Below are 26,709 nucleotides of genomic sequence, written 5' to 3' on the forward strand. Positions count from 1 at the left end.
CCCCTGAGCTCAGATGGAGCGTGCAGGGGACTTCGTTTAGTTGAGGAAGATTATGGGAGGTAAAAAAATTGTAGAAAATTGTTGCCACGATTTAATAGAGTTGTTATAATTAAAATCGTTCCCAAAAAAAGCGGATAATTTCAAGTGCGGGTGTAGTTTAGTGGCAAAACCTCAGCCTTCCAAGCTGATGATGTGGGTTCGATTCCCATCACCCGCTCCAATACATTACATACGTCTTAACGCAGTGTTTCGTAACCAGGATTTACGAAGCGTTGCGTTTTTTATTTTGTAACAAATCTGCGGTTCGCTTGAAGCGGCTGTTTTTTACATAGTATTCTTAAACAAGGATACAAACTGTGATGTAAGGGGTTGTGGCTATGAAAGAATTGATGCAGAAGTTAAAACAGCTAGATGGGAAAGGATATAAAGCATACAAAAGTGTGCAGGGTCACTACAAGTATAAAAATTTTAATTTACACTTGGATTATGTTCAGGGTGACCCGTTTGCTTCACCATCTAAGATTCGGGTTGTAATTCCAGCCGCAAAGCGCGAGGTTAAAAAGACCTGGCTAGAAACCGAGGCAAGGAAAACAGCTACAGAAGATATAATTGCCCGTAAAGTAGGGTCTGCAATCACGCAGGGAAACTTTTTTATAAAAGGGTCCGGGAAGAGTGGTCAGATTCTATTCGACAAACCTGGTCAGGAAGTTTTGGAACGCAGTGCAGTTCAGGTGAGTCCAGAATCAATGACCGTCTGTATATCAGTAGGCCTTCCCGCCAATGGACGGCGAATTAATGGACGTGAGGCAGAGAAGTTATTTTCCAGCGTGATTCCACAGGTTATTAATAACTCTGTGTTTAAAATTACCGATGAAGAGATTCAGAAGGCGACCCAATTGGCTGATCAGCAGGAAGCAATCCGGGCCGAAATGCAAACAAACGATTGGATTTCATTCATTGCGAATGGGTCAATATTGCCGCGGGAAAGCGGGATTAGCAATAGGCCTATGAAGAACGCGGTGGCTTTCAGAAGCCCCGCTGAGAATGAGGTGTCCATTAACATTCCGCACCGTGTTGAACCCGTGAAAGGAATGGCCATCAAGAGGGGCGTTACACTTATTGTAGGCGGAGGTTACCACGGAAAAAGTACAATTCTTCAAGCAATCGAGCGTGGGGTCTATTCGCATGTTGAAGGGGACGGACGGGGGTTTGTTCTGACAGATCGTGACGCAGTTAAAATCCGGGCGGAAGACGGACGAAAGGTAACTGGTGTTAATATTTCACCATTTATCAATAACCTGCCGCATAAACAGGATACCTCGTTTTTTTCAACAGAGAATGCCAGCGGAAGCACTTCACAGGCGGCAAACGTTATGGAGGCACTTGAAGTCGGGGCATCTACATTACTGATTGATGAAGATACGAGTGCGACGAATTTCATGATCCGTGACCATCGTATGCAGCAACTCGTGAAAAAAGATAAAGAACCGATTACACCGTTTATTGATCGAATTAAACAGATGAGCGACCAGCGTGGGGTTTCGACAATTTTAGTTATGGGCGGATCCGGTGATTATTTTGCCGTTGCCGATTCCGTGATCAAGATGGAGTCATATGTTCCGTATAATGTGACAGATGAGGCGCGCGATATCATGCGAAAGAATCCATTGGAACGTGATATGACAGCAGATCAATCATTCGGTGATGTAACCAAGCGGTCTTTTAAACAAAATTCCTTGCAGACCAAAAAAGGAAAGAATCATAAAACCCAGGCAAAGGGTCTTACAAAAATCATTATGGGACGAACCGATATATCGTTTGATGATACAGAGCAACTGGTGGATCCGTCTCAGACACGAATGATTGCTGAAATCATCCAGTATCTGGACAGAAATAGTGAACTTGGCGGAAAGTCACTGGCTGAATTACTTGATGATATTGAGCAGCAAATGGACCGGGATGGGCTGGCATCATTCACCGTGTTTAAAAACCAGCATCCAGGTGATATTGCCCGACCGCGCCGGTATGAAATTGCCGCAGTTCTGAACCGGATGCGGACAGCAAACGTGACACAAAAATAGGGAGGTTTACTGAATGGATAACGTTCAGCTGAAGCAGGACATCATTGACTACAGTAAAGAAATTGGCATAGATAAAATAGGGTTCGCTTCAGCTGACGTGTTCAGTGAGCTGAAGGAACGCTTACGTACACAGCAGTCTCTTGGCTACCAGTCTGGATTTGAAAAAGGGTCGATTGAGGAACGGACCGAGCCTGAGCGGTTACTGCCCGAGGCTAAATCAATTATTTCAATAGCCCTCGCGTACCCTTCAAGAATAAAAAATGCACCGAAAAGCAGCAAAGATGAACGGCGGGGTGTGTTCTGCCGTGCATCATGGGGTGTCGATTACCATGTGGTATTGCGCGAGAAATTGGAGAAGCTTAACACTTTTATAAAGGAAAAGATACCCGGTGCGTCGAATAAGGTAATGGTGGATACGGGAGAGCTGTCTGACCGGGCTGTTGCCGAACGTGCCGGAATAGGATTCAGTGGTAAGAATACCGCTATTATAACCCCGGAGTTTGGTTCCTACGTATATTTAGGAGAACTGATTACCAATATTCCGTTTGTTCCGGATAAACCGCTGGCCGATGGCTGTGGCTCTTGCACCAAATGTCTGGATGCATGTCCGACTGGAGCCCTTGTTCAAGGCGGACAATTGAATGCACAAAAATGCCTTGCGTTTCAGACACAGACGAAGGGGTTCCTTGATGATGAATACCGTTCCAAAATCGGTAACTTCATTTATGGGTTTGATACATGCCAGGTAGTTTGTCCGTATAATAAAAACGTTGATTTTCACTTGCATGAGGAGCTTGAGCCGGATCCCGATGTCGCCAAGCCAAAACTCAAACCTATGCTGCGGATGTCTAACCGGGAGTTCAAAAAAACTTTCGGCCATATAGCCGGTTCCTGGCGCGGGAAGAAACCATTGCAGCGTAACGCTCTGATTGCGCTTGCGCACTACCGGGACGAATCAGCGGTCGATGAGATTATCGAAGTCATGAATAACGATGTCCGTCCGGTGATAAGAGGTACTGCCGCATGGGCGCTTGGAAAAATAGGAACCGACGAAGCGTATCGTGCAATTCGGAAAGCAATGACAAAAGAAGAAGATGAACAGGTAATAGTCGAAATGGAAAAAGGACTTTGCTTTCAACAGGAATCGTCAGCTAGATAAGGCTTGACCTTTAATCTGGAAGGAGATCTGACATGAAACTTTATTATGATGAAATGGAAACACCTGTCGGCATATTGCTGCTGGTTAGTGATGGCGAAAAAATTGTCCGGATAGAATATGGTTCATTGGCGGATGTTGAAGAAAAAATGATGCGTTGGAGCAACCGTTATTTTGACAGTCCTGAATTTATCCGGGATGCTTCACACGTGGAGCATGCAAAACAAGAGCTTAACGAGTATTTTACTGGTGAGCGGAAACAGTTTACTTTTGACTTTTCTTTTTATGGTACGCCATTTCAGCAGGAAGTCTGGCAAGCACTTTTTACAGCAATAGAGTATGGAGAAACCAAAACGTATAAGGATGTCGCCGAAGCCATAGGGAGACCTAAAGCTGTCCGGGCGGTCGGTGGTGCCGTGAATAAAAATCCTTTTTCCATTGTGGTACCGTGTCATCGGGTGGTTGGAACTAATGGTAGCCTGACCGGATATAATGGTGGGTTGGATAAAAAAGAATATTTGCTGAAGCATGAAGTTAAATAAATGAAACATTTCGACAACTACCCCGTAGAATATACTAATCCATTTTGAAATGGGGTAGTTACCTTGAAAAAAGCATTCCGGATTAGTACTGCGGTCGCTTTATTAATATTTGTTATTGGGATAATAGTAGATCCCGTATTTTTCGCAAAGATTGAAATTGGTATCGGTATCTTTTTTTTATTGATTTCCATGTTAACGAGTGGAGTACTCGTTAGCGGTCCCCAGTTGCGGGCTAATTACCATACAGAAAATAAAGAGGAAAGAAGAAGCCGGGAGAAAGCCATGTTTACCTCAAGCGTGATTATGATTCCACATTTCCTCATCGGAGCACTTTTGTTTCTAATTTAAGCTGGTTGCTGTATTTTATAACTAAACAACTAATTTAAAATGCTTTGGACGAACATTCCTTCCATACAATGTAATGGAGGGGATTTTTTATGGACGAAATCAAAAAAACATGGCTGGATTTTTTTCAGAAAGAGGAGACTGAAGAGGAATGGTGGGAGCGGAAAAAAGCTGTATTCAGGGACAGGGATGCTGAAATTGTCAAAATTAGCGGAGAAGGCCACTTGTTTGAAAGAATGCGGCATTCGAATCAGAGTTTTTATCAATACTTACTCCATCTTTCTTTTTTGGTAAAGCAAAGAGGCCAGTTTATCAGGGAGGAACAGGTGGTTCCGTACCGTTTTCAGCTAAAGAATGGTAGGGTTACAGAACATCACGTTGTTGAACGACAAGATAGTACTAACGAGGAACCGACAATGAGCTCTGAAAACAAGAGAGACCCTGCGGAAACACGCTTTTCATACAACCGGCATGCAGCTGTTCAGTATGCTGAGCGCTGGTGGAACAGCTACAATCCTGCATACAGGAAGTTTGACGTCGACTGTACAAACTTTATTTCCCAGTGTCTCTATGCAGGTGGAGCTCCGATGCGGGGAGCTCCAAACCGCGGGGAGGGCTGGTGGTACCAAGGCGATAACTGGAGCTATAGTTGGGCGGTTGCCCATTCACTCCGCTGGTACTTGAGCGGATCACAAGCGGGGCTCAAAGGCAAAGAAGTGGAATCGGCAAGTAATCTTCTTCTCGGAGATGTAATCTGCTATGATTTTCAGGGGGATGGCAGATGGGATCATAACACAATTGTTGTAGCAATGGATGCATATGGAATGCCACTCGTTAATGCTCATACCGACAACAGCCGGCATCGTTACTGGTCGTATGAGGATTCAACTGCATGGACTCCGGAAATTCAATATAAATTTTTCCGGATTGGCGAGTAATGATATAATAATTGGAGTAATTACCTGAGTTAGGAGTAGAAGCAGTGAGCATACATGTTGTTTTATTTCAACCGGAAATCCCCGCGAATACGGGTAATATAGCAAGAACGTGCCTTGCCACAGGTGCCACCCTGCACTTGGTTCACCCACTTGGTTTTTCAACCGACGATAGAATGGTAAAGCGGGCAGGATTAGATTATTGGAAACACGTTGACATCAGGGAATATATGTACATTGAGGAATTATATAACACTTATCCGGAAGGAACTTTTTACTATATAGAAAACTTTGGGACGAAATACTATACAGATTATGATTACAGTGATACGGAAAAAGAGCTATTTTTTGTGTTTGGCAAGGAGACGACTGGAATACCAAAAGAACTTCTGGTTGGTAAGAAAGACAAATGTCTGCGGATTCATATGAATGACAAAGTCCGGTCCTTGAATCTGTCCAATACTGCAGCGATAATAATATACGAAGCACTAAGACAGCAGAACTTTGCAGGGCTTAAGTAGAGGCTGAAAATAATAGTGCAGAAAAAAGCCGTCATGCGGAACATGACGGTTTTGTAGTTGATTATTGATTCTTTTTAGGTATTCCTGGTTTCGCATCATAACCTGATGTGAAACAAGATACAATAAATGTTACGATAACGCCCATTAGTAAAGCTAAATCCATGACGTTTTCCTCCTTATATCTCTATGTAAGGCTCACTATTATAATTATACCCATATTATACCGAATAACAACCATAATGTGAACCAAAAGAAATACACATATCGGAAACTGTCACATATCCTGATTTTGGAATGAATATTAATACTAGTTTCTGTATGGAAAATAGGGTATATTAGTTGATGAAGTTATTCGTGCGTTCTATAATGGAACATGAGTGTAAAAGACCGTTTATGCAACGGAGAAAGTTAACTTCTAATGGGGGTATAAGACGTGGCACAGAATGAAGAATCCAATGAGCGATTCTGGGGTAAGTTTCATGGTCCCAATTTGGGTTATATTGAAGAGCAATATGACTTATATAAGGAAGATCACGAGGCAGTTGATCCTTCACTAAGGGAGATTTTTGATCAATATGGAGCCCCTGACTGGCTTAAACAGCCATCGAATACAGTACAGGAAACTTCCGGACAGCAAACTTCCATAAATGATGTTAAGAAGTTAACCTCAGCAATGAAACTTGTTGAGGCTATTCGTCGTTTCGGACACCTGGAAGCAGACATTTATCCGGTAGGAAGTAAGGAACGCAAAACAGATTTGGTCAATCCGGAAACGTACGGGTTAACCAAGGAAGATCTGCGTAACATGCCGGCTGCATGGCTGTGGGAGCAACCGCCAAGTGATGTATCGGATGGTTATGAAGTTGTCAAGAGGTTACGTGAACTATATTCAGGAACGATAACATTTGAATATGATCATGTTAATAACGAAAAAGAACGTGCATGGCTGCTGGAACGTATCGAATCAGGTCAGTTTCACCTTAAACTTGATGACGAAGAGAAAAAACAGTTGCTTGAACGCCTAGCACACGTTGAAGGTTTTGAAGGATTTTTACAGAAGACTTTCGTTGGCCAGAAGCGGTTCTCCATCGAAGGACTTGAAGCGATGGTTCCTATGCTTGATCGTATTGTGAAGCATGCGATTGAGGACAAAGTTAAAAATATTATGATGGGTATGGCGCACCGCGGACGTTTAAGCGTCTTGGCACATGTGCTTGGAAAGCCATATGATAAGATTTTTTCCGAATTTCATCACTCACCCAATAAGGAACTGATTCCATCTGAAGGGTCTACCGGAATTAACTACGGATGGACAGGTGATGTAAAATACCACTTCGGGGCAACAAAGGATGTCAAGGAAGGCGATGAAACAGCAACACGTATAACATTGGCCCATAACCCTTCTCACCTTGAATTTGTCAATCCAGTTGTTGAAGGGATGGCCCGCGCAGCACAGGATGACCGAGGGGAAAAAGGATATCCAAAACAGGAGATTAACAATGCAATTGGCGTTTTGATTCATGGGGATGCCGCATTCATCGGTGAAGGTGTAGTTGCGGAAACGCTGAACCTGAGCGGACTTCCGGGATACCGTACTGGTGGAACACTTCATATAATCGCTAACAACCTTGTCGGATACACAACTAATCAGGAAGATGGTCGTTCAACGACATATGCAAGTGATCTGGCGAAAGGTTATGAGATTCCGATTATTCACGTCAATGCTGATGATCCGATTGCATGTGTTTCAGCTATTAAGATTGCATATGAGTATCGTCAGAAGTTCCATAAAGACTTCCTGATTGACCTTGTTGGTTATCGTCGTTACGGACATAATGAAATGGATGAGCCACGTACTACACAGCCGGGGCTTTATCAGGATATCGACAATCATCCGACAGCGGCAAATGTATTTGCAGAAAAGCTGATGAACGACAATGTTGTTGATAAAGATGCGTTTGAAAAAATGAAGGACGGTGTACAGACCGAACTTCGAGAGATTTATGAAAGCATGAAGGAGAATGAAACTGGTTCAGCAGAAGCCAAAAGTATGCCAAAAGCTCTGAAAAACGGTCTGGATCGTTTTGAAACTGCAGTGCCGCTTGAAGATTTGAAGAAACTGAATGCGGGATTACTTAATCGACCGGAAGGTTTCAACGGATTTAAAAAGCTAGAGAAAATCCTGAAACGTCGCGAAAATGTCCTCGAAGAAGGCAATAAGGCTGACTGGGGTGCTGGTGAAGCGCTTGCTTACGCGTCAATTCTGAAAGATGGTATTCCAATCCGTTTGACTGGTCAGGATACTGAACGTGGCACATTCGCTCACCGTCATATGGTACTGCACGACGTTAATACTGCAAAAACTTACAGTCCAATGCATGGTCTTGAAGGAGTCGAAGCATCGTTTGATATCCGGAACAGTCCACTGTCTGAAGCAGGTGTGCTTGGATTTGAATATGGATACAGTGTTCATTCACCAGATACACTTGTAATCTGGGAGGCGCAATTCGGTGACTTTGCCAATGCAGCTCAGGTGATTTTTGATCAGTTCATTGCTTCTAGCCGGGCAAAATGGGGCGAGAAATCCAATATGGTAATGCTTCTGCCGCATGGTTATGAAGGCCAGGGACCAGAACATTCAAGCGCTCGTCTGGAACGTTACTTACAGATGGCTGCCGAGAATAACTGGATTGTTGCAAATGTGACATCATCTGCACAATTCTTCCACCTGATTCGCCGTCAGGCTGCAATGCGTGATCAGGAAGAAGCTCGTCCGCTGGTGCTTATGACACCGAAGAGTCTGCTGCGTAATCAGAAGGTAGCTTCAGCTGCTGAAGAATTTACGGATGGCAAATTTGAGCCATTACGAAATCAGCCTAATTTGAAAGTAAGCAAGAAAAATGCCAAGCGTCTGCTTATCGGCAGTGGTAAAGTAATGGTGGACATCGAGGATGCCATTGCCAACTCAGATGAAGATTACAGCTGGTTGCGGGCATTACGTCTTGAACAAATTTATCCATTCCCGAAAAAACAGCTGGAGAAAGAATTAAAAGAGCTTCCTAACCTTGAAGAAATTGTCTGGGTCCAGGAAGAACCGAAAAACATGGGCAGCTGGAATTTTGTTGATGATTATTTAAGAGATGCTCTGAAAGAAGGGCAGTCACTGCGTTATGTAGGGCGTCCGGATCGTTCTGCACCGGCTGTTGGGGAACCAAACGTACACAAAACAGAACAAAATCAGTTAATACGGAAAGCTATAAACCCGTCAAAAGGAGGAGATTCCAGTGAGCGAAATTAAAATTCCGGAACTGGCAGAATCTATTACAGAAGGAACAATTGCCGAATGGCTTGTAAAAAAAGGTGACAAAATCGAAAAAGGCGACCCTGTTGTAGAATTAGAAACTGATAAAGTAAACGTGGAAGTCAATTCTGATTTTGCAGGGGTTATCACAGAGATTCTGCGCGAAGAAGGCGACGACGTTGAAGTCGGCGATGTAATTGCTAAAGTCGACGAAAATGGTGAAGCCGGCGGGGACGATGGCTCTTCCGACGATTCTGCTGAAGAGTCCAAAGAAGAACCTAAAGAAGAGAAAAAAGAAGAGAAATCCGAGAAGGAAGAATCTCCTAAAAAAGAAGAAGAACCGGCGAAGAAAGAAGATAAAGAACAGTCTTCCGGCGACAAGCAGGATGTAATTGCTTCTCCAGCAGCCCGTAAGCGTGCACGTGAACTTGGAATCGACCTAAGTGAAGTTCAATCACGCGATCCGCTTGGCCGCATCCGTCCTGAAGATGTGGATGCCACTGCAAAAGGTGGAAACGAGAAAAAAGAATCAAAAGCACCAAAGAAAGAGGAGTCCAAGAAGAGCTCCGAGAAAACGGAATTCGATAAGCCGGTTGAACGTGTTAAGATGAGCCGTCGCCGTCAGACAATCGCTAATCGTCTTGTTGAAGTTCAGCAGGAAGCTGCAATGCTGACTACTTTTAACGAAGTGGATATGACAGCAATTATGGAACTTCGTAACCAGCGTAAAGAAAACTTCCAGAAGAAGCATGATATCAAGCTTGGCTTCATGTCATTCTTTACGAAAGCCGTAATTGGCGCTCTGAAAGAGTTCCCACTGTTGAACGCTGAGATTCAGGGAAATGAACTAGTTCTGAAGAAGTTCTATGACATTGGAATAGCTGTTTCCACTGAAGAGGGTCTTGTTGTACCTGTTGTCCGCGATGCGGATAAACTGGACTTCGCTGGGGTGGAACGTGAAATTAAAACCCTTGGCCAGAAAGCTATAAATAAAGAGCTTGCACTGAAGGATCTTCAGGGTGGAACATTCACTATTACAAACGGCGGAACATTTGGATCTATGCTTTCCACACCAATTCTGAACGCACCACAGGTTGGTATCCTGGGAATGCACAATATCCAGAAGCGTGCTATTGTAATGCCGGATGATACAATTGAAGTTCGTCCAATGATGTATCTTGCATTGTCATATGACCATCGTATTGTAGATGGCAAAGAGGCCGTTCAATTCCTGGTACGTATTAAACAATTGCTTGAAGATCCATATGATCTGCTACTTGAAGGATAATAATATCCTGATGGGGAAATCCGCTTTGGCTATAGAAGCCAGAGCGGATTTTTTTGTTAAAAAAATAAATAAAGAATCAACGGAAAAGACTAATCGGAATCAATAATTTCTGCTAAGAAAAATCCTGTGCAGCATTGCATTTCGTGTTAAAAACGAATATTATATGAAATGGTGATTATAATTATTCGGAAGTAAGGTGAACTAATTGATGAATCTATTTAAGTTGAATGAAAACAATACAAATATCCGTACAGAGGTTACGGCAGGCATAACCACATTCCTTACGATGGTATATATCATTGTGGTAAACCCTGCGATTCTTTCATCTGCAGGGGTGCCGTTTGACCAGGTATTCATGGCGACTGTCATCTCTGCAGTGACTGGTACAGTTATTATGGCGTTATTCGCTAACTATCCAATAGCCATTGCACCAGGAATGGGATTGAATGCCTACTTTGCAAGTGTGGTAGCCTCACAGGGCTTATCCTATGAAGTGGTATTTGGTACTGTATTTCTTGCTGGTGTATTGTTCGTTCTGTTAAGTTTTACGCAATTGCGCGAGACATTAATTGAAGCAATCCCGCCTTCATTGAAATTTGGGATTACATCCGGAATCGGGCTGTTTATAGCATTTCTTGGCCTGCGTATGTCCGGAATAGTTGTTCCTAATGAAGCAAATATGGTTGGATTCGGTGATCTTCACCAGCCGATCACGTTGCTCACGCTTTCCGGGCTGTTTGTCACGCTTGTGCTAATTGCGCGGAACATAAAAGGGGCATTGTTCCTTGGTATGCTGGCTACAGGTGTTATTGGTTATTTTACCGGACAGCTTGAATTCACTGATGGGTTCGCATCATTACCGCCTGTACCCGTATTTTTTGATTTGGATATCGGCGGGGTTTTTGCCAATAGTCTTTACACAGTTGTATTTGCTTTTCTGCTTGTTACTATTTTTGATACAACCGGTACGATGATTGGGGTTGCTGAACAGGCAGGTTTTATGAAAAAAGGTAAATTGCCGCGAGCCAAATCTGCATTATTGGCCGATGCTACCGCAACAACAGTGGGGTCAATGTTTGGAACAAGCCCTTCTACGGCCTATATTGAATCTACATCCGGTGTCGCAGTTGGCGGACGTACTGGACTAACATCGTTAATTATTGCCGGACTATTCGCTGTATCGATATTTTTCACACCTGTTATCAGTGCGATTGCAGGTCTTCCCGCGATAACAGCGCCAGTACTCATTATAGTCGGCTGCTTTATGATGGAGGGACTGGCACGAATTAATTGGAAGACATTTGATGAAGCATTTCCAGCTTTTTCAATTATTCTTACGATGCCATTAACTTCAAGTATTGCAACAGGTATTTCCATTGGCTTTATCACTTATCCCCTGCTCAAGCTCGCTAGTGGTAAAGGAAAAGATGTACACTGGATTCTATACTTCTTTGCGGTAGTATTTATTCTGCAAATGATTTTCTTCCCTGCACACTAGAAAGAAGAAGCCCGACGCGCGTATGTTGTGTCGGGTTTTTTACCAAGGTAAGAAAGTATATAATTTTGGCTCTATAAAGCTCTTTTCCAGCAAGAGCCACGTCCAGCTACAGCGCCCATCACCTAGTGCCCTTCCGGACTCTTCTTACGATAAGTCAACATCAATTCGCTTTGCTCATTGTGTTTCCTTTATCTCATACGATTCCGTCCAGGGTCATACGGTGATAAGCAGGGCGCTTGCGCTTTTGTTCAAACGCCAACATACGTCAACTGGCTTCGGATTTTACAGTATGTTTTCTCGCAGAAGGACTTTCCTGTAATGGAAGGGCCTTTTTCCATGAACGAAGAGGCGTTTCGCTGAAAAAAATTCCACTAGCGCTGATTAACCACCGGTGAACGCTGAATTAGAACAATGGAGCGCTGAAAAATGCCAAATTCCTCTATTTAGCGCTGAAAAAATCTCCCGGGCGCTGAATTCAAACCCAACCTGGCTGGGTCAAGCAATCCTACTAATTTTATATTCGCTTCCCAATAAGAAAAGGAGGCATCATTTCAACATGGTGCCTCCTTCCTAGTATTTCATTCGATTATAAGTATAGTCCATATTTACTTTCCTTCCGGGTATTAAAAATCTTATTAATAGGGAATTACTAAATATGTTGTTTATATAAATTGGAACATCTTTCACCTTGCAAGACGTCTGACAACCTGCTAAAATCACTAATGGAGTTTATAATTGAAAGCCGTTTCACTATGGCTGTAATAATAATAAGGAGGCTCATCCGTGGATATTCTTCTCGGCTTGCTGGCGATTGTCGTCGTCCTCGGGCTGGCATTCCTGATGTCTAATGATAGAAAAAATATCAACTATCGGGGCATCGGTGTTATGTTAGTTGCGCAATTGTTAATAACATGGTTTATGTTTTCAACTGAAATTGGACAAAACATTATCAATGCAATATCTGCAGTTTTTAATAAACTGATTGAATTTGGTAATGAGGGTGTCAGTTTTATTCTTGGTGGTGTTGCTCGTGTGGATGGGGGCAGTGTCTTCTTCTTTGATGTACTGTTACTGATTATCTTTTTCTCAACCATCCTATCGGTATTAACGTATTTAAGAATTTTGCCGCCGATCATCAAATATTTTGGCGGGTTTCTTTCTAAGATTACCGGTCTGCCTAAAGTCGAATCGTTCAATGCAGTCAACAGTATCTTTTTCGGACAATCAGAAGCATTGTTAGCGATCAAGTCACAGTTCCACCATCTAGATAAAAACCGTTTGTATATTGTAAGTGCTTCCGCTATGGGTTCGGTTTCAGCATCCATTGTTGGTGCATACATTCAGATGCTTCCGCCAGAATATGTGCTGGTTGCACTGCCACTGAACATGTTCAGTGCATTAGTGATCGCTTCGGTAATCGCACCGGTTCGCGTTACACCGCAAAATGACCATGTGGATGTGCGGGAAGTATCAAAAGAAAAAAGTATTTTTGAAGCAATGGGTAATGGAGCACTCGACGGTGGAAAAATTGCACTGATTGTTGCCGCTATGCTTGTCGCATTTATAGCATCTCTAGAACTAATTAACTGGCTGATTCAGCTGGTATTCGCTGGAGTTACCCTACAGCAGATTTTGGGTTATATAATTGCCCCGCTAGGAATCCTGATGGGGATCGCTCCTGGTGAAGTTATCGAGGCTGGTAGTGTCATGGGTACCAAAATTGTTACCAATGAATTTGTTGCCATGTTGCAATTTGAGCAAATGCTTGATACCATGTCCGAAAAAACTGTCGGTATTGTTTCCGTATTCTTGACTAGTTTCGCAAACTTCTCATCAATCGGAATCATTGCTGGTACAGTCCAGGCGATTGATAGTGAAAAAGCAGTTAAAGTATCAGGATTCGGTATGAAACTGCTGATTGGTGCTACGCTTGCATCTATATTGTCAGCTACAATTGTTGGTTTGTTCTTATAAGAATTTTAAAGACCGTCCTATTCTGGGCGGTTTTTTTACAAGGTAAGAAAGTATATAATTTTGGCTCTATAAAGCTCTTTTCCAGCAAGAGCCACGTCCAGCTACAGCGCCCATCACCTAGTGCCCTTCCGGACTCTTCTTACGATAAGTCAACATCAATTCGCTTTGCTCATTGTGTTTCCTTTATCTCATACGATTCCGTCCAGGTCATACGGTGATAAGCAGGGCGCTTGCGCTTTTGTTCTTGTCTTATACGAAGCGATTGTCGAGTTGTTCTAAGGTCATGTTTACGGGGTTTGTGGAAAAGGAAAACATTCTACGTGAAGTCTTTTTAAAAGGGGAGCGGTAGAATGAGTGAAAAGTTTGATTTGTTTATAAATGGTAGATGGATTCAAACCGATGATAAATTGGAAGTCCTGAACAAACACACAGGGAAAACATACGCCGAAGTCTCCAAGGCTGGGGAAGAGGAAGTCGATCAGGCGGTTAAAAGCGCTCAAAAAGCTTACAAGTCAAATGGATTATCAGCGTATGACCGTTTTGAGGTACTAAAAAAGGTGTCTGAGTTACTGCAGGAAAATAAGGAGGAATTCGCTTTATCGATTGTGCAGGAAGCTGGTAAACCGCTAAAGCAGGCACAGACCGAGGTTGACCGAGCAGCCCAGACGTTTGAGTTGTCCGCCGAGGAAGCTAAGCGGCTTAGCGGTCATGGTGTTCCAGTTAACGCTGCACCCGGGTCAGAAAATCGCATGGCTTTTACAATTAAGATGCCAGTCGGTGTGGTTGGCGCTATTAGTCCATTTAACTTTCCTCTAAACCTTGTTGCACATAAAATTGCGCCGGCAATTGCAGCGGGAAATGCTGTAGTTCTGAAACCGGCAAGTGCAACACCGACAACTGCGTTAAGACTTGCGAGACTCTTTGAGGAAGCTGGATTGCCTGCAGGTCTCCTGAATGTCGTTGTTGGTTCTGGCTCCACTGTCGGAAAACAGATGCAGAAGGATGAACGTATTTCCCTCTATACTTTCACAGGAAGCGCAGAAGTAGGTCTGAAAATAAAGCAGAATACCGGACTAAACAAGCTTATTCTCGAGCTTGGCAACAACTCGCCAGTCATCGTTGATAAAGAAGCAGATGTGGCGCAGGCCGCAACAAACATTGCCCAGAAGGGTTTTGCTTATGCCGGTCAGGTCTGCATTTCAGTTCAGCGCGTTTATGTCCATGAATCGGTTAAAAAAGATTTTCAGGAGAAACTTCTTGAAGCAATGAAGGAATTGAAAGTTGGCGATCCAAATGATAAGGATACAGACGTTGGACCGATGATTTCTGAAGATGAGGCCAAGCGTGCAGAAGATTGGGTGGAAGACGCAAAGGAAAATGGCGCTGAAGTCCTTACAGGTGGCGAACGGAAAGGGCCGTTATTTTACCCAACCGTGCTGACCAATGTAACGAAAAATATGAAGGTTGTTTACGACGAGATTTTTGCTCCAGTCGTCAGCCTGCTGCCATATAATGATTTGGAAGCGTGTATCGATGAGTTAAATGAGTCACCATACGGTTTACAGGGTGGCATCTTCACAAAAAATCTGGATACAGCATTTTATGCAGCACGTAAAGTGGAAGTCGGCGGTCTAATGATTAACGACTCATCCCAATATCGAGTTGATCTCATGCCATATGGCGGTGTGAAAGACAGTGGCTGGGGAAAAGAAGGACCAAAGTACTCGATTGATGAAATGACTGAAGAGCGCTTGGTAGTAATGAATCTGGAAAACTAGTGTTGGAAAAAAGCCCACTGCATTAGTGGGCTTTACTAGTGTTCAGGTATTTCTTTTGAAGGCGAAGCAGTCTGCCAAACAGGAACAATGCACCGCAGCTAAGGCCGATGATAATGCCAACCCAGTAGCCGAACGGTTCAAGCGAAGTGTAATTAGCCAATAGCCATCCGCTTGGCAATCCGATGACCCAATAAGAAATAAACGCCATAATCAATGTCATATTTACATCTTTATAACCGCGAAGGGCCCCCTGAATCGGAGCACCAAACGCATCTGCAAGCTGGAAAAAGATTGCAAAGTAGATGAATTGTTTTGTTAGCTCAATGACTTCTGGATTGTTACTGTAAAGCCCAGCCACGAACCCGTCGAAAACATAAAGGACAAGACCTGCGAACGCAGCGATAAACAGACCACCACTGATACCGATATACCCATACGTCCGCGCGTGGTCAAATCGTTTGCCGCCGATCTCATAGCCAATGGCTATCGTAAGACCCATCCCGACACTGAGTGGTATCATATATAATAAAGAAGCAAAATTAATTGCTGCCTGGTGTGCGGCGATTGTGTTGGTATTGTACTCGCTCATCAACAGTGTGACGGCTGAAAAGATACTCGTCTCAAAAAAGATAGCAAAACCTATGGGTATTCCAATCTTCAATTGTTCCAACCATGCTTTCAGGGAGGGTATTACCCAGTTGGACAATATTCCGTATTTACGAAATGGATTTATTTTATAAATGATACCGAGTGCAATAAAACTAACAAGCCAATAGGTAATCGCAGTTGCAATTCCCGCACCAATACCGCCGAATGCAGGGACACCCAGTTTCCCAAAAATGAAGATATAGTTAAAAACAATATTCAAAGGAAGCGATATCAGAATAATGACCATCGATATCCTTGTTTGGCCCAATGCATCAATAAAACAGCGCAGCGTATTGAAAATAAATAATGGTACAACCCCGGTCCCCAGTGCCACAAGGTAAATGAAAGCAATATGGCGGACCTCTGGAGCGAGACTCATGGTATTTAACACGGGGTTAATTGCGAGAGCTCCCACTGCCAGGACGATGATGGCCAGGGCAACTGCCAGATAAATCCCCTGCTGAACTTTGCCAGCAATTTCATCGTCCTCTCCTGACCCAGTCAGATGCGCTATAATAGGGGTGATCGCCAGGAGTACTCCATTTATGCCTGTGAATATCGGAACCCACAGACTGGAACCGATAGCAACACCTGCTAAATCCGCGGCACCTATTTGCCCTGACATCACGGTGTCAAAAAAGTTCATCAGATACATGCTTACCTGTGTAATCAGAATGGGTACTAATATAGTAAAGAATAATTTCAATTTTTCCTTCAGAGTAGTTGTCTTATACATAATACCCTTCCTTTTTGTGTATATTTCGATTAGTATGGAGGGAGCAAATTTATGACTCATAAACGTTATTATACTGTGTTATTTAGGATTGTGAAAGAAGGGAAGATTACCTATGAAAACGAAACGGATTCTTTTTACCGGCGGAGGGACTGCCGGTCATGTAATTGTAAACCTTGCACTTATTCCCATATTTCAGGATGAAGGTTGGGAGATAGACTATATAGGTTCCCATAATGGTATTGAGCGAAAGCTGATTGAACCACTTGAGGGTGTTACATATCATGCGGTTTCCACAGGAAAACTACGCCGCTATATGTCAAAAGAAAACCTGAAAGACCCCTTTAAAGTACTGAAAGGGACATTACAGTCATGGCGGATTATCGGAAAACGCAAGCCATCAGTCATCTTTTCAAAAGGTGGTTTTGTTTCCGTACCAGTAGTTATGGCTGCAAAAATGCGCCAAGTACCGTCTGTTGTGCATGAATCTGACTTCACACCAGGGCTTGCTAATAAAATCGCCATACCATTTACCCAAAAAGTACTCGCTACATTTCCGGAAACAATGAAATATCTGCCGGAAAATAAGGCTGAATACGTTGGGGCCGTTATCCGCGATGAACTCTTCCAGGGAGATAAAAACAAAGGGCTTGAGTTATGCGGATTTACCAGAGAAAAGCCGGTACTTCTGATTATGGGCGGCAGTGGTGGATCGGAAAATATCAACAATACTGTTCGAGAGAGCCTTGATAGTCTCCTTGATGAATTTCAGATCGCGCACATTTGCGGCTACGATAAAACTGATCCAACAGTGGAGCGTCAAGGATATGCGCAATTTGAGTACGTTAATGAAGATTTGAAAGATCTTTTTGCGGCGACTGATTTTGTTCTTTCCAGGGCAGGCTCAAATGCTATTTTTGAATTTCTCGCCTTACGTAAACCTATGTTGCTAATCCCACTGTCCAAGGGTGCAAGTAGGGGAGACCAGATTATCAACGCTAACTCATTCACTGAGAAACGCTATGCCCGGGTAATGGAGGAAGAGCAAATGACTAATAATTCGCTGGTAAAAGAACTTTTCCAGCTAAAAGAACATGCACCAATCATGCTAGATAACATGAAAAAATATAAAAGCGAACAATCACGTGATCGCGTGATGGAGATTATTAAAAGTACAGCTAAGCGATGATTCGCGGATAAAATGCTGTTAAGCACGGATATATCCTGGTATTCGCGGATAAAGTGTCGTTGCACGCGGATAAATCCAGATAAGCGCGGATAAAGTGCCGTCGAACGCGGATAAATCCAGATAAGCGCGGATAAAACGCCATTGAACGCGGATAAAACTCAAAAATACGCTAATAAAAAAAGAACCCCAGCTCGTAATTGAGCTGGGGTTCTTTCGTCAACCTTATAACGGAATGAGGTTCCACTTTGAGGGACGCCCAGAACCTCATTCTATTGTTAACTCAAATTCCAAGTCTTCTAATGTTACGGCGCAGTTGATAGCTTTGGTGACAAAAAACACAATCTCTTAGAAAACAGCTAAAAATAAAAAGGTTTAGCTTGCTAAGTAAAGGGGAATCAGTAAAAGATCCACACCTATACCCTTACAACTATTACGATTTATGAAGTAATTTCGACAAATAAGCTAGTATACGAAGAATAGAACCACTCAACTATAGAAATCCCCATTAATCAGAATTTACTACGTTTTTTGCAGTTTGATTAAAAAACACTGTTTTACTAGTATAAAGAGTGTTGTTAATTCAATGCGTCTTCATCATCACTTCCTTTAAGCGCCTGTGCTTACGCTTTTGAAGTTTTCCTTCCTATTTTACACATATTCATTTTAGGGACTTACGCAAAGTCATTACTTATTTTCAATGGATTCAGGGATGCAAAAAAAATTAAAAGGGGTTTTCAAATGAAGAAACTAGTATTATTGCTGGCTACTGTTTTATTAATAGTACTTTCGGCCTGCGGTGGAGGCTCGGAAGCGGATTCAGAAGGAAAGATTGATAAACTTGTATTGGCTGATGCTGGCTGGAACAGTATCAAAGTGCATAACAGTATCGCACAGAAAATCATCGAAGAAGGTTATGGAATTGAAACGGAAGTAACTCCTGGTTCAACTGCAGCAACATTGCAGGGATTCAGGGAAGGTGACATTGACATCTACATGGAAATATGGACGGATAACGTTAAAGAAGTGTATAACGAAATGATTGATTCAGGTGACATTGAAAAAGTTTCTGTAAACTTCGATGATAATGTTCAGGGGCTTTATGTACCAACGTATGTAATCGAAGGTGATGAAGAACGAGGAATTGAACCAATGGCACCAGACTTGAAAACGGTTGAAGACCTTAAGAAATATCCTGAGCTTTTTGCCGATCCATCCAATCCGGATAAAGGTCGTCTGATTAACGCACCAAGTGGCTGGGCGGTCGCTGAAGCTATATCACAGAAAATGGAAGCATATGGTTTAACCGAGACTTTCGAAAACTTTATGCCAGGCTCAGATGCAGCGATTGTAGCATCACTTGCTGACGCATACAAAGCAGGAGAACCATGGGTTGGTTATTATTGGGCCCCAACTGCTGTAACAGCGAAATATGACCTGACATTATTGGAAGAACCAGAGTATGATCCGGAAGTTTATGAAAAAACGAAAGCTACTGAGTTCCCGCCGAATGATGTGGTTGTAGCGGTGCACAAGGATATTCCAGAAGCTGCACCAAAAGTAGTGGAATTCCTTAAGAACTACGAAACCAGCAGTGACCTTACAGAACAAGCACTTAATTACATGAACGATCATGAAGACGCAACTGCACAAGAAGCAGCGATGTGGTGGATGAAACAAAACGAGGACCTTTGGAGCAGCTGGGTACCAGAAGACGTGGCCAAAAAAGTCAAAGAATCTCTTAAGTAATTAATCTTCCAAGCAGCTGGCCGCTATAGGTTGGCTGCTTTTCTAATTTTAAAAAAAGAGGTGAATCCTATGGGTGGTTTTCCTGAAATAACTACCAATCTAGGTGAATATGTTGATAGTATAGTAAGTTTTCTGGATGAATCATTAGAAAGTCTGTTTGATTTTATTTATCTGTTTTCCACGCAATTTATCAATGGGATTGAAGATTTTCTGTTATGGATGCCATGGTGGGTGTTTATCGTGATTATTATTCTGCTTGGCTGGTATTTTAAGTCTCTGATATCAGGCGTGCTTTATGGTGGATTTATATTTTTAATCGGTACATTCGGTTTATGGGAAGATATGATGACCACAATAGCGATTGTGCTTACCGCGGTGGTGATTTCTCTCTTAATTGGAATTCCTCTGGGAGTTTGGATGGCTTTCAGTAGAGGTGTATCCACAGTGATGCGTCCAGTTCTGGATGCCATGCAGACGATGCCGAGTTTTGTCTATTTAATTCCTGCCATCTTCTTCTTCGGGCTTGGTAATGTATCAGCAATTTTTGCCACGCTGATTTATGCAGTTCCTCCTGTAATCCGGCTTACTGAACTGGCAATCCGCGGAGTCGACAAAGAGGTTATCGAATCGGCAGAGTCGTTTGGATCCTCAAAATGGCAAATGCTATTTAAAATTCAACTTCCACAGGCATTGCCGACAATTATGGCCGGCGTTAACCAGACAACCATGATGGTTCTCGCGATGGTGGTTATTGCTTCTATGGTTGGAGCACAGGGACTTGGTGAACAAATTCTTGTATCCATCAACCAGATTGATATTGCGCTTGGTTTTGAAGCGGGAATCAGTATCGTATTCCTGGCAATTATTATTGATCGGATTACCGGCGGGGTAGCCGATAAACTCCAGAAACACAGGAGGGTAAGCTAATGACTACAAAAATTAAACTGGAACATGTGTCAAAAATTTTCGGACCAAAACCAAAGTCGGTGATTTCGAAAATAAAAGATGGTATGGAAAAGGATGAAATTCTGAAAGAGACCGGTCATACTGTAGGTGTTTACGATGCTTCCCTTGAAGTCGAACAGGGCGAAATTTTTGTGATTATGGGGCTTTCCGGAAGTGGTAAGTCTACGCTGATCCGATGTTTCAATCTCCTGAACAAACCTACTTACGGATCGATTTATATTGATGGAGAAGATATTGTAAAGTTTAATGGGTCCCAGCTTAAGAAAGTTCGTCAGGAAAAAATAGCAATGGTGTTTCAGCATTTCGGTTTATTTGATCATCGAACAATTATGGCGAACGTTGAATATGGGTTGGAAATCCGTAACGTTCCAAAAGAAGAACGGCAGAAGATTGCTCAAAAGAATATCGAGATAGTCGGTCTTAAGGGATACGAGGATAAATACCCTCAGGAGCTTTCGGGTGGAATGCAGCAGCGTGTTGGCTTGGCCCGTGCTCTTGCAAATGATCCTGATATCCTTTTGATGGATGAGCCATTCAGTGCTCTTGACCCACTTATTCGTCGGGAAATGCAGCTTGAACTTCTTGATATTCAGGAGCGACTGCAAAAGACGATAATCTTTATTACACACGATGTTAACGAAGCATTTAAACTTGGTGACCGAGTTGCTGTTATGAAGGATGGTAAGGTAAATCAGATTGGTACACCTGAGGAAATCATCGAAAAACCTGCAAATGACTATATTTCTGATTTCATTAAGGATATCGACCGGTCAAAAGTCTTTCAGGCGGAACATGTGATGATTAAGCCAAACGCGCTTGTATCACTTAAAGATGGCTTGAATGTTGCACGTAAGGAAATGGAAGAGAACGGTATTTCCAGTGTTTTTGTGGTTGATCGGCAGCGTCATGTGAAGGGTATTGTCACAATTGACGATGTAATTAAAGGGATTAAAGAGAAGTCGTCCCTTGAAGATATCTTGCGAAAAGACATTACTATGGTACAACGTGATGAGTATGTAAATGAATTAATTCCAAAAGCACTGGAGTCCAGTTTCCCGCTTGCAGTTGTCAACGAGCAGAATAAGCTGGTTGGATTCATTTTACGGGTGCACGTATTATCCGGGCTTGTTTCCGATGAAGTAAACGAAACAGAGTTATACCATATATAAGTGCTAGTCACTGAAACAAGATATAAAAATATATATTTTATGTTTTCCCCCTTGACCGGTCACATAATGTGGCCGGTTTTCGTATATCTTTGGAAAATAGCAATGTAGGACTTTTGAAATGTAGGCTATGACTATTTACTTATTTTTCAAACAATTCCCACATTGCATTGTTTTAGACTGTCGAATGGTGTAAGATAAACCTAACAAGTCGCAGGGGTGATATAATGGGAACATTTATACGAAATTGCCGGTTATGTAAAAAGCCAATGGAATCCAGTCCGTTTATGATGTGCCCAACATGTCTGGTTGAAAGTGACCGTGTAAGGAGCTTTGTTGCAAAATGTCCTAAAGTCTCCGTAGAAGAAATTGCTTCAGCGACCAATGTAGAGAAAGAAAAAGTGGAAAATATGGTTAATCTGGGATTCAAAAATAAAGACGATGTGGAAACAGGCGTACGTTGAGCATATCGTCAGCAAAAATAATAGAAAATTAATGTGGAGAATAACCCAGAAACCAGTGTTATTCTCTCTTTTTATTGTCCAACCCCTTCTTGAGCATACCTTCCTAATCTAACTATTCTCCGAACTAAAGCACTTCACCTCGCAAATGATTGCTCCATTTAAAAATAGATCTTACAGACCCCCCCTTCGTCAATCCGATAGGGCGTTATACTTGATGAATTAATTAATGAAACAAATGCCTTAAGAAAAATGAAAATATTTTAAAAAGTTATTGACTTTGAATTTTACAACCACTATAATGAGTGAGGATAAAAAATGAGAGGAGGTCATACCAATGGAAAAACGAATTATTATGCAAAATCAGCTTCAGAACTTAATAGTTGGTGTGGCCTTCCGGGACGGTAAATAAATTGGCATAGTATTGCCAAATTTGCGGTGTTATGAGGTCACATGTCTGTGGCCTCTTCTGTTTTTTTAAAGAAGAAAGTGTATTTTCCAAGCACACGTCACAGGCGTGTGCTTTTTTAATGCCAGAAATTAACTGCCCGGAAGGTGATGGAAAGAGGAAGAAGGTGAATGAAATGTTCGAAGTTTTTAAGAAGCTTGACTGGTTTTTTAAACATTATTGGAAAAGGTACACATTTGCGATTATTGCCCTGATTATCGCCAGTGCAATAGGGCTGATTCCGCCAAAATTGGTAGGGTACGCAATTGATCAAATTCAATTTGAAACGCTTACAATGCAATTGCTGATCATGCTAATTGCGGGATATCTCATACTTACGGTTGTTCATTACGCGATATCATTTTTATGGGATTATACCCTGTTTGGTGGTGCGGTTATTTTGGAGCGGTGGACACGAAGCAGGATGATGGATCATTTTTTGAAAATGACTCCGACGTTTTTTGGGAAATACCGTACAGGTGACTTGATGGCGCGCAGTACAAATGATTTGAAAGCAATTAGCCTGACAGCGGGGTTCGGTGTACTTACCCTTGTGGATTCAAGTATATTCATGCTGATGATTGTAGGCATGATGGGAATTACCATCAGCTGGAAACTGACACTTGCGGCATTAATTCCGCTGCCTGTAATGGCGGTGGTGATGAATAAATATGGTGCTGCTATACATGCTCGGTTCACCAAGGCACAGGATGCCTTTGGAGAGATGAACAACGAAGTACTCGAATCGATTCGGGGTGTAAGAGTAATCCGGGCATTTGTTCAGGAAAAGCAGGATGAGACCCGATTTCAGGCAATGACCGCTGATGTGTATGACAAAAACATTGAAGTGGCAAAGATTGATGCATTGTTTGAACCAACCATGAAAATTTTGGTGGGGCTTTCTTACACAATTGGTCTTGGATACGGAGCCCTACTTGTGTTTGAAAATAAAATAACACTGGGCGACCTGGTGACATTCAATGTATATCTGGGTATGCTGATTTGGCCGATGTTTGCTGTTGGTGAATTGATTAATATCCTGCAGCGAGGTAATGCGTCGCTTGATAGGGTGAACCGAACACTGGATTATCACGCGGATGTCAGCAATCCTGAAAGCCCTGCTGATGTAACGCAAGCCCATACGGTAGAGTTTGATAATGTAGCTTTTTCGTATCCGGAAACAGAGGCCAACCAGCTGGATGGTATTAATCTGAACGTGAAGAAGGGCCAGACAATTGGAGTGGTCGGCAAAACCGGATCTGGAAAAACGACCTTGTTCAAGTTAATGCTACGCCAGTACCCAGGAATAAAAGGCTTGATTAAAGTGTCCGGTATCGACCTGGAGGCAATCAGTCTCGAGCAGATTCGGGCATGGATTGGTTATGTGCCACAGGATCAGATGATGTTTTCCAAGACAATTAGGGAAAATATCCAATTCGGAAAGGCAGATGCCACCGATCAGGAGATTTATCGTGTTATGGAGCTTGCCCATTTTCTGGATGACATTACGCAATTACCGAAAGGGCTCGACACCCAAGTTGGGGAGAGCGGTGTAACATTATCCGGTGGTCAGAAGCAACGGGTTGCATTGGCCAGGGCTTTCATAAAAAATCCGGAAATTCTAATTCTGGATGACTCCATGTCTGCAGTGGATGGGAAGACCGAAGCTAGAATCATTGAGCATCTGCGACAGGAACGCAAAAATAAAACAACGTTTATTGCAGCACATCGGATGTCAGCTGTAACGCATGCTGACCATATAATTGTGCTGGAGAATGGAAAAATCGCTGAAGAAGGAACACATGAAGAACTAATGAAGCTGAAGGGCTGGTATCAAGAACAATACCAGCAACAGCAATTGGAAAATGAGGAGGTGTCCTCCTAATGAAAGCGTCAACCGAAAAAAGATTAGTGCAATATGCTATGCATTATAAAAAAGGCATTCTGATAGGATTATTTTGTCTGTCTATTGCTGTGACACTGGAACTCGCCGGCCCGCTTATAGCAAAGCGAGTGATTGATGAACACATTCTTGGCGTGGAAGGCGAATGGCAACAAGTTGCGGTCAACGATGACAGGTATACAGTCACCTATGAAGATGAATTCTATAAACGTTCCGACCGAGTTGAAGGAACAGAACGTCAGCTTGGTCAAGTGACAGTACTACAGGTTGGACATAATTATTATTTTGTGGAAGAGGAAGTACCATTAACGGGAAAACGCAGTATGGAAAATGGCCAGATAACCATTGAAACAGCTGATGGCTCATTAACCTATAATGGAGAGAAACTTTCCCTTAATGAAATCTATCCTTTTTTTGAGCCGGAAAAACGGCCGATCATCCTGCTTCTCGGGTTGTATGTTGTCCTTCTGGTTATAGCTGGATTCTTCCAGTTTTATCAGACGTTTCTTCTTCAGAAATCGTCCAACCAGATTGTCCAGAAAATGCGTAACGATATATTCGCGCATACACAGAGGGTACCAATCAACTACTACGTTGATCAGCCGGCAGGTAAGATCGTTGCGAGGGTCACTAACGACACCGAAGCTATCCGTGATTTGTATGAACGGGTACTGTCAATTATTGTTACCAGTATCATTTATATGGCCGGGGTATTCATAGCTCTATTTTTCCTCGATCCGAAACTTGGAGCAATTTGCCTTCTGCTTATCCCGTTAATTCTGGGATGGATGAAGGTATATAAGCATTTTGGTACGAAATACAATGCCGTAATCCGCACCACAATAAGTGAAATAAACGGGAATATAAACGAAGCAATTCAGGGGATGCCAATCATCCAGGCATTCAGCCGGGAAAAGAAAACGAAAGACGAATTTGAGAAACTTAACGAACGGCATTTTATTTATCAGCGAAAACTTGTAAAGCTGAGCGCGCTGACTTCCTACAACTTGGTCACCGTGTTCAGGAACCTTGCGTTTGTAGGTTTCATCTGGTACTTTGGTTCGGCTTCACTCGATCCGGAGAGTATTTTATCAATCGGTATGCTGTATGCCATTGTGGATTACCTGACACGCCTATTTGAACCCGTTACCAACATTGTCAACCAGCTGCCACTTATCGAACAGGCGAGAGCAGCCGGGAACAGGGTGTTTGAACTACTTGACCGTGACGGGGAGCAAGTGGTCAATGACCGGATTGACCGTTATAAAGGAGATGTCCGCTTTGACCATGTCTCCTTTTCGTATGATAGCGACGATTATGTCCTAAAAGATATCTCGTTTGAAGTGAAATCGGGGCAGACCGCTGCCTTTGTCGGTCATACAGGGTCAGGTAAAAGTTCGATCATGAACCTGCTCTTCCGTTTCTATGATCCGCAAAAAGGCAGGATTACAATAGATGGTCATCCTACTATGGACTGGTCAAGACAACAGGTGCGCAGTCACATGGGCATAGTACTGCAGGATCCGTTTTTGTTTTCCGGAACGATAATTTCAAATGTAACGATGAATGATCCGCGCATCGACAGGGATACTGCGATTGAGGCCTTGAAAGCTGTTGGTGCCGATCGATTCATTGCAAAACTGCCAAATGGCTATGATGAGCGGGTAACCGAGAGCGGAAGTACGTTTTCTCTCGGCGAGCGCCAGCTGATTTCATTTGCGCGAGCGTTGGCATTTGATCCAGCAATACTCATTCTGGATGAGGCAACCGCCAACATTGATACAGAGACCGAGGCGATTATCCAGCAAGCCCTCGAGGTATTGAAAAAAGGTCGAACAACAATGGTAATTGCACACCGGCTATCTACCATCCAGCAGGCTGATTCAATTTTTGTACTGGAAAATGGTACAATAAAAGAACAAGGTAATCATCAGCACCTGATTAATCAGGAGGGTCTGTATTATCACATGTATCAGATGCAGCAGGGTAAAGTAAAACGGGCAGTTTAAGTATAGCCCGGCATTTGCGGG

Annotated in this window: 19 protein-coding genes and 1 tRNA gene; 19 read left to right on the top strand and 1 reads right to left on the bottom strand. The window is 42.8% G+C overall.

The genetic code is table 11. The features are described from left to right. The first annotated feature begins 146 nt into the window (after positions 1 to 146). The 12 genes from ACFO3D_RS12880 to ACFO3D_RS12935 all read left to right on the top strand — a co-directional run bounded on the left by ACFO3D_RS12880 (position 147) and on the right by ACFO3D_RS12935 (position 15,419). Positions 147 to 220: transfer RNA gene (locus ACFO3D_RS12880), tRNA-Gly, on the top strand. Between the two features lie 157 nt (positions 221 to 377). Then, the gene (locus tag ACFO3D_RS12885; RefSeq protein ID WP_390296583.1) at positions 378 to 2,081 is read left to right on the top strand and encodes an ABC-ATPase domain-containing protein; all 1,704 of its coding nucleotides are present in this window, start codon (positions 378 to 380) and stop codon (positions 2,079 to 2,081) included. 13 nt (positions 2,082 to 2,094) lie between these two features. Continuing rightward, the gene (queG, locus tag ACFO3D_RS12890; RefSeq protein ID WP_390296585.1) at positions 2,095 to 3,240 is read left to right on the top strand and encodes a tRNA epoxyqueuosine(34) reductase QueG; all 1,146 of its coding nucleotides are present in this window, start codon (positions 2,095 to 2,097) and stop codon (positions 3,238 to 3,240) included. 32 nt (positions 3,241 to 3,272) lie between these two features. Then, on the top strand, positions 3,273 to 3,779 hold the full coding sequence (locus ACFO3D_RS12895) for a methylated-DNA--[protein]-cysteine S-methyltransferase (RefSeq protein WP_390296587.1): 507 nt from the start codon (positions 3,273 to 3,275) through the stop codon (positions 3,777 to 3,779). Positions 3,780 to 3,842: 63 nt separating this feature from the next. Continuing rightward, positions 3,843 to 4,127 (top strand): DUF5316 family protein, encoded by a 285-nt coding sequence (locus ACFO3D_RS12900; RefSeq protein ID WP_390296589.1) that lies wholly within the window; start codon positions 3,843 to 3,845, stop codon positions 4,125 to 4,127. An 89-nt stretch (positions 4,128 to 4,216) separates the two neighbouring features. Continuing rightward, positions 4,217 to 5,062, top strand: a complete 846-nt coding sequence (locus tag ACFO3D_RS12905) for an amidase domain-containing protein (RefSeq protein WP_390296591.1) — start codon at positions 4,217 to 4,219, stop codon at positions 5,060 to 5,062. A 44-nt stretch (positions 5,063 to 5,106) separates the two neighbouring features. Continuing rightward, a complete protein-coding gene (gene trmL / locus ACFO3D_RS12910) occupies positions 5,107 to 5,580 on the top strand; it encodes a tRNA (uridine(34)/cytosine(34)/5-carboxymethylaminomethyluridine(34)-2'-O)-methyltransferase TrmL (protein WP_390296593.1) in 474 nt (157 codons plus the stop codon). A 433-nt stretch (positions 5,581 to 6,013) separates the two neighbouring features. Then, a complete protein-coding gene (locus ACFO3D_RS12915; RefSeq protein WP_390296595.1) occupies positions 6,014 to 8,878 on the top strand; it encodes a 2-oxoglutarate dehydrogenase E1 component in 2,865 nt (954 codons plus the stop codon). Continuing rightward, positions 8,865 to 10,169, top strand: coding sequence for a 2-oxoglutarate dehydrogenase complex dihydrolipoyllysine-residue succinyltransferase (gene odhB / locus ACFO3D_RS12920; RefSeq protein ID WP_390296597.1), 1,305 nt, complete (start codon positions 8,865 to 8,867; stop codon positions 10,167 to 10,169). Before ACFO3D_RS12915 ends, odhB begins: the two co-directional genes overlap by 14 nt. A 208-nt stretch (positions 10,170 to 10,377) precedes the next feature. Continuing rightward, entirely contained in the window at positions 10,378 to 11,667 is a 1,290-nt protein-coding gene (locus ACFO3D_RS12925) for an NCS2 family permease (protein WP_390296599.1), read from the top strand. Positions 11,668 to 12,450: 783 nt separating this feature from the next. After that, a complete protein-coding gene (locus ACFO3D_RS12930) occupies positions 12,451 to 13,641 on the top strand; it encodes a NupC/NupG family nucleoside CNT transporter (RefSeq protein ID WP_390296601.1) in 1,191 nt (396 codons plus the stop codon). Between the two features lie 350 nt (positions 13,642 to 13,991). Next, on the top strand, positions 13,992 to 15,419 hold the full coding sequence (locus ACFO3D_RS12935; protein ID WP_390296603.1) for an aldehyde dehydrogenase family protein: 1,428 nt from the start codon (positions 13,992 to 13,994) through the stop codon (positions 15,417 to 15,419). Positions 15,420 to 15,441: 22 nt separating this feature from the next. On the opposite strand, the gene ACFO3D_RS12940 is transcribed toward ACFO3D_RS12935, so the two are convergent. Beyond that, on the bottom strand, positions 15,442 to 16,803 hold the full coding sequence (locus ACFO3D_RS12940) for an MATE family efflux transporter (protein WP_390296605.1): 1,362 nt from the start codon (positions 16,801 to 16,803) through the stop codon (positions 15,442 to 15,444). A gap of 112 nt (positions 16,804 to 16,915) precedes the next feature. On the opposite strand from ACFO3D_RS12940, the gene ACFO3D_RS12945 reads away from it, so the two are divergent. From ACFO3D_RS12945 to ACFO3D_RS12975, 7 genes are all read left to right on the top strand, one after another. Then, positions 16,916 to 17,989, top strand: a complete 1,074-nt coding sequence (locus ACFO3D_RS12945) for an undecaprenyldiphospho-muramoylpentapeptide beta-N-acetylglucosaminyltransferase (RefSeq protein WP_390296607.1) — start codon at positions 16,916 to 16,918, stop codon at positions 17,987 to 17,989. Between the two features lie 738 nt (positions 17,990 to 18,727). Continuing rightward, the gene (locus ACFO3D_RS12950) at positions 18,728 to 19,735 is read left to right on the top strand and encodes an ABC transporter substrate-binding protein (protein ID WP_390296609.1); all 1,008 of its coding nucleotides are present in this window, start codon (positions 18,728 to 18,730) and stop codon (positions 19,733 to 19,735) included. Positions 19,736 to 19,804: 69 nt separating this feature from the next. Next, the gene (locus tag ACFO3D_RS12955; protein WP_390296611.1) at positions 19,805 to 20,662 is read left to right on the top strand and encodes an ABC transporter permease; all 858 of its coding nucleotides are present in this window, start codon (positions 19,805 to 19,807) and stop codon (positions 20,660 to 20,662) included. Beyond that, positions 20,662 to 21,870, top strand: a complete 1,209-nt coding sequence (locus ACFO3D_RS12960; RefSeq protein ID WP_390296613.1) for a quaternary amine ABC transporter ATP-binding protein — start codon at positions 20,662 to 20,664, stop codon at positions 21,868 to 21,870. Before ACFO3D_RS12955 ends, ACFO3D_RS12960 begins: the two co-directional genes overlap by 1 nt. Positions 21,871 to 22,094: 224 nt before the next feature. Continuing rightward, positions 22,095 to 22,331 (top strand): hypothetical protein, encoded by a 237-nt coding sequence (locus ACFO3D_RS12965; RefSeq protein WP_390296615.1) that lies wholly within the window; start codon positions 22,095 to 22,097, stop codon positions 22,329 to 22,331. Between the two features lie 581 nt (positions 22,332 to 22,912). Next, the gene (locus ACFO3D_RS12970; protein WP_390296617.1) at positions 22,913 to 24,661 is read left to right on the top strand and encodes an ABC transporter ATP-binding protein; all 1,749 of its coding nucleotides are present in this window, start codon (positions 22,913 to 22,915) and stop codon (positions 24,659 to 24,661) included. Beyond that, positions 24,661 to 26,688: an ABC transporter ATP-binding protein gene (locus ACFO3D_RS12975; protein ID WP_390296619.1), complete on the top strand. Its 2,028-nt coding sequence runs from the start codon at positions 24,661 to 24,663 to the stop codon at positions 26,686 to 26,688. The genes ACFO3D_RS12970 and ACFO3D_RS12975 overlap by 1 nt, the downstream gene beginning before the upstream one ends. The last annotated feature ends 21 nt before the right edge of the window (positions 26,689 to 26,709 follow it).

The organism is Virgibacillus kekensis (genome assembly GCF_042654125.1).
In the GTDB taxonomy this organism is placed as follows: Bacteria; Bacillota; Bacilli; order Bacillales; family Amphibacillaceae; genus Lentibacillus; species Lentibacillus kekensis.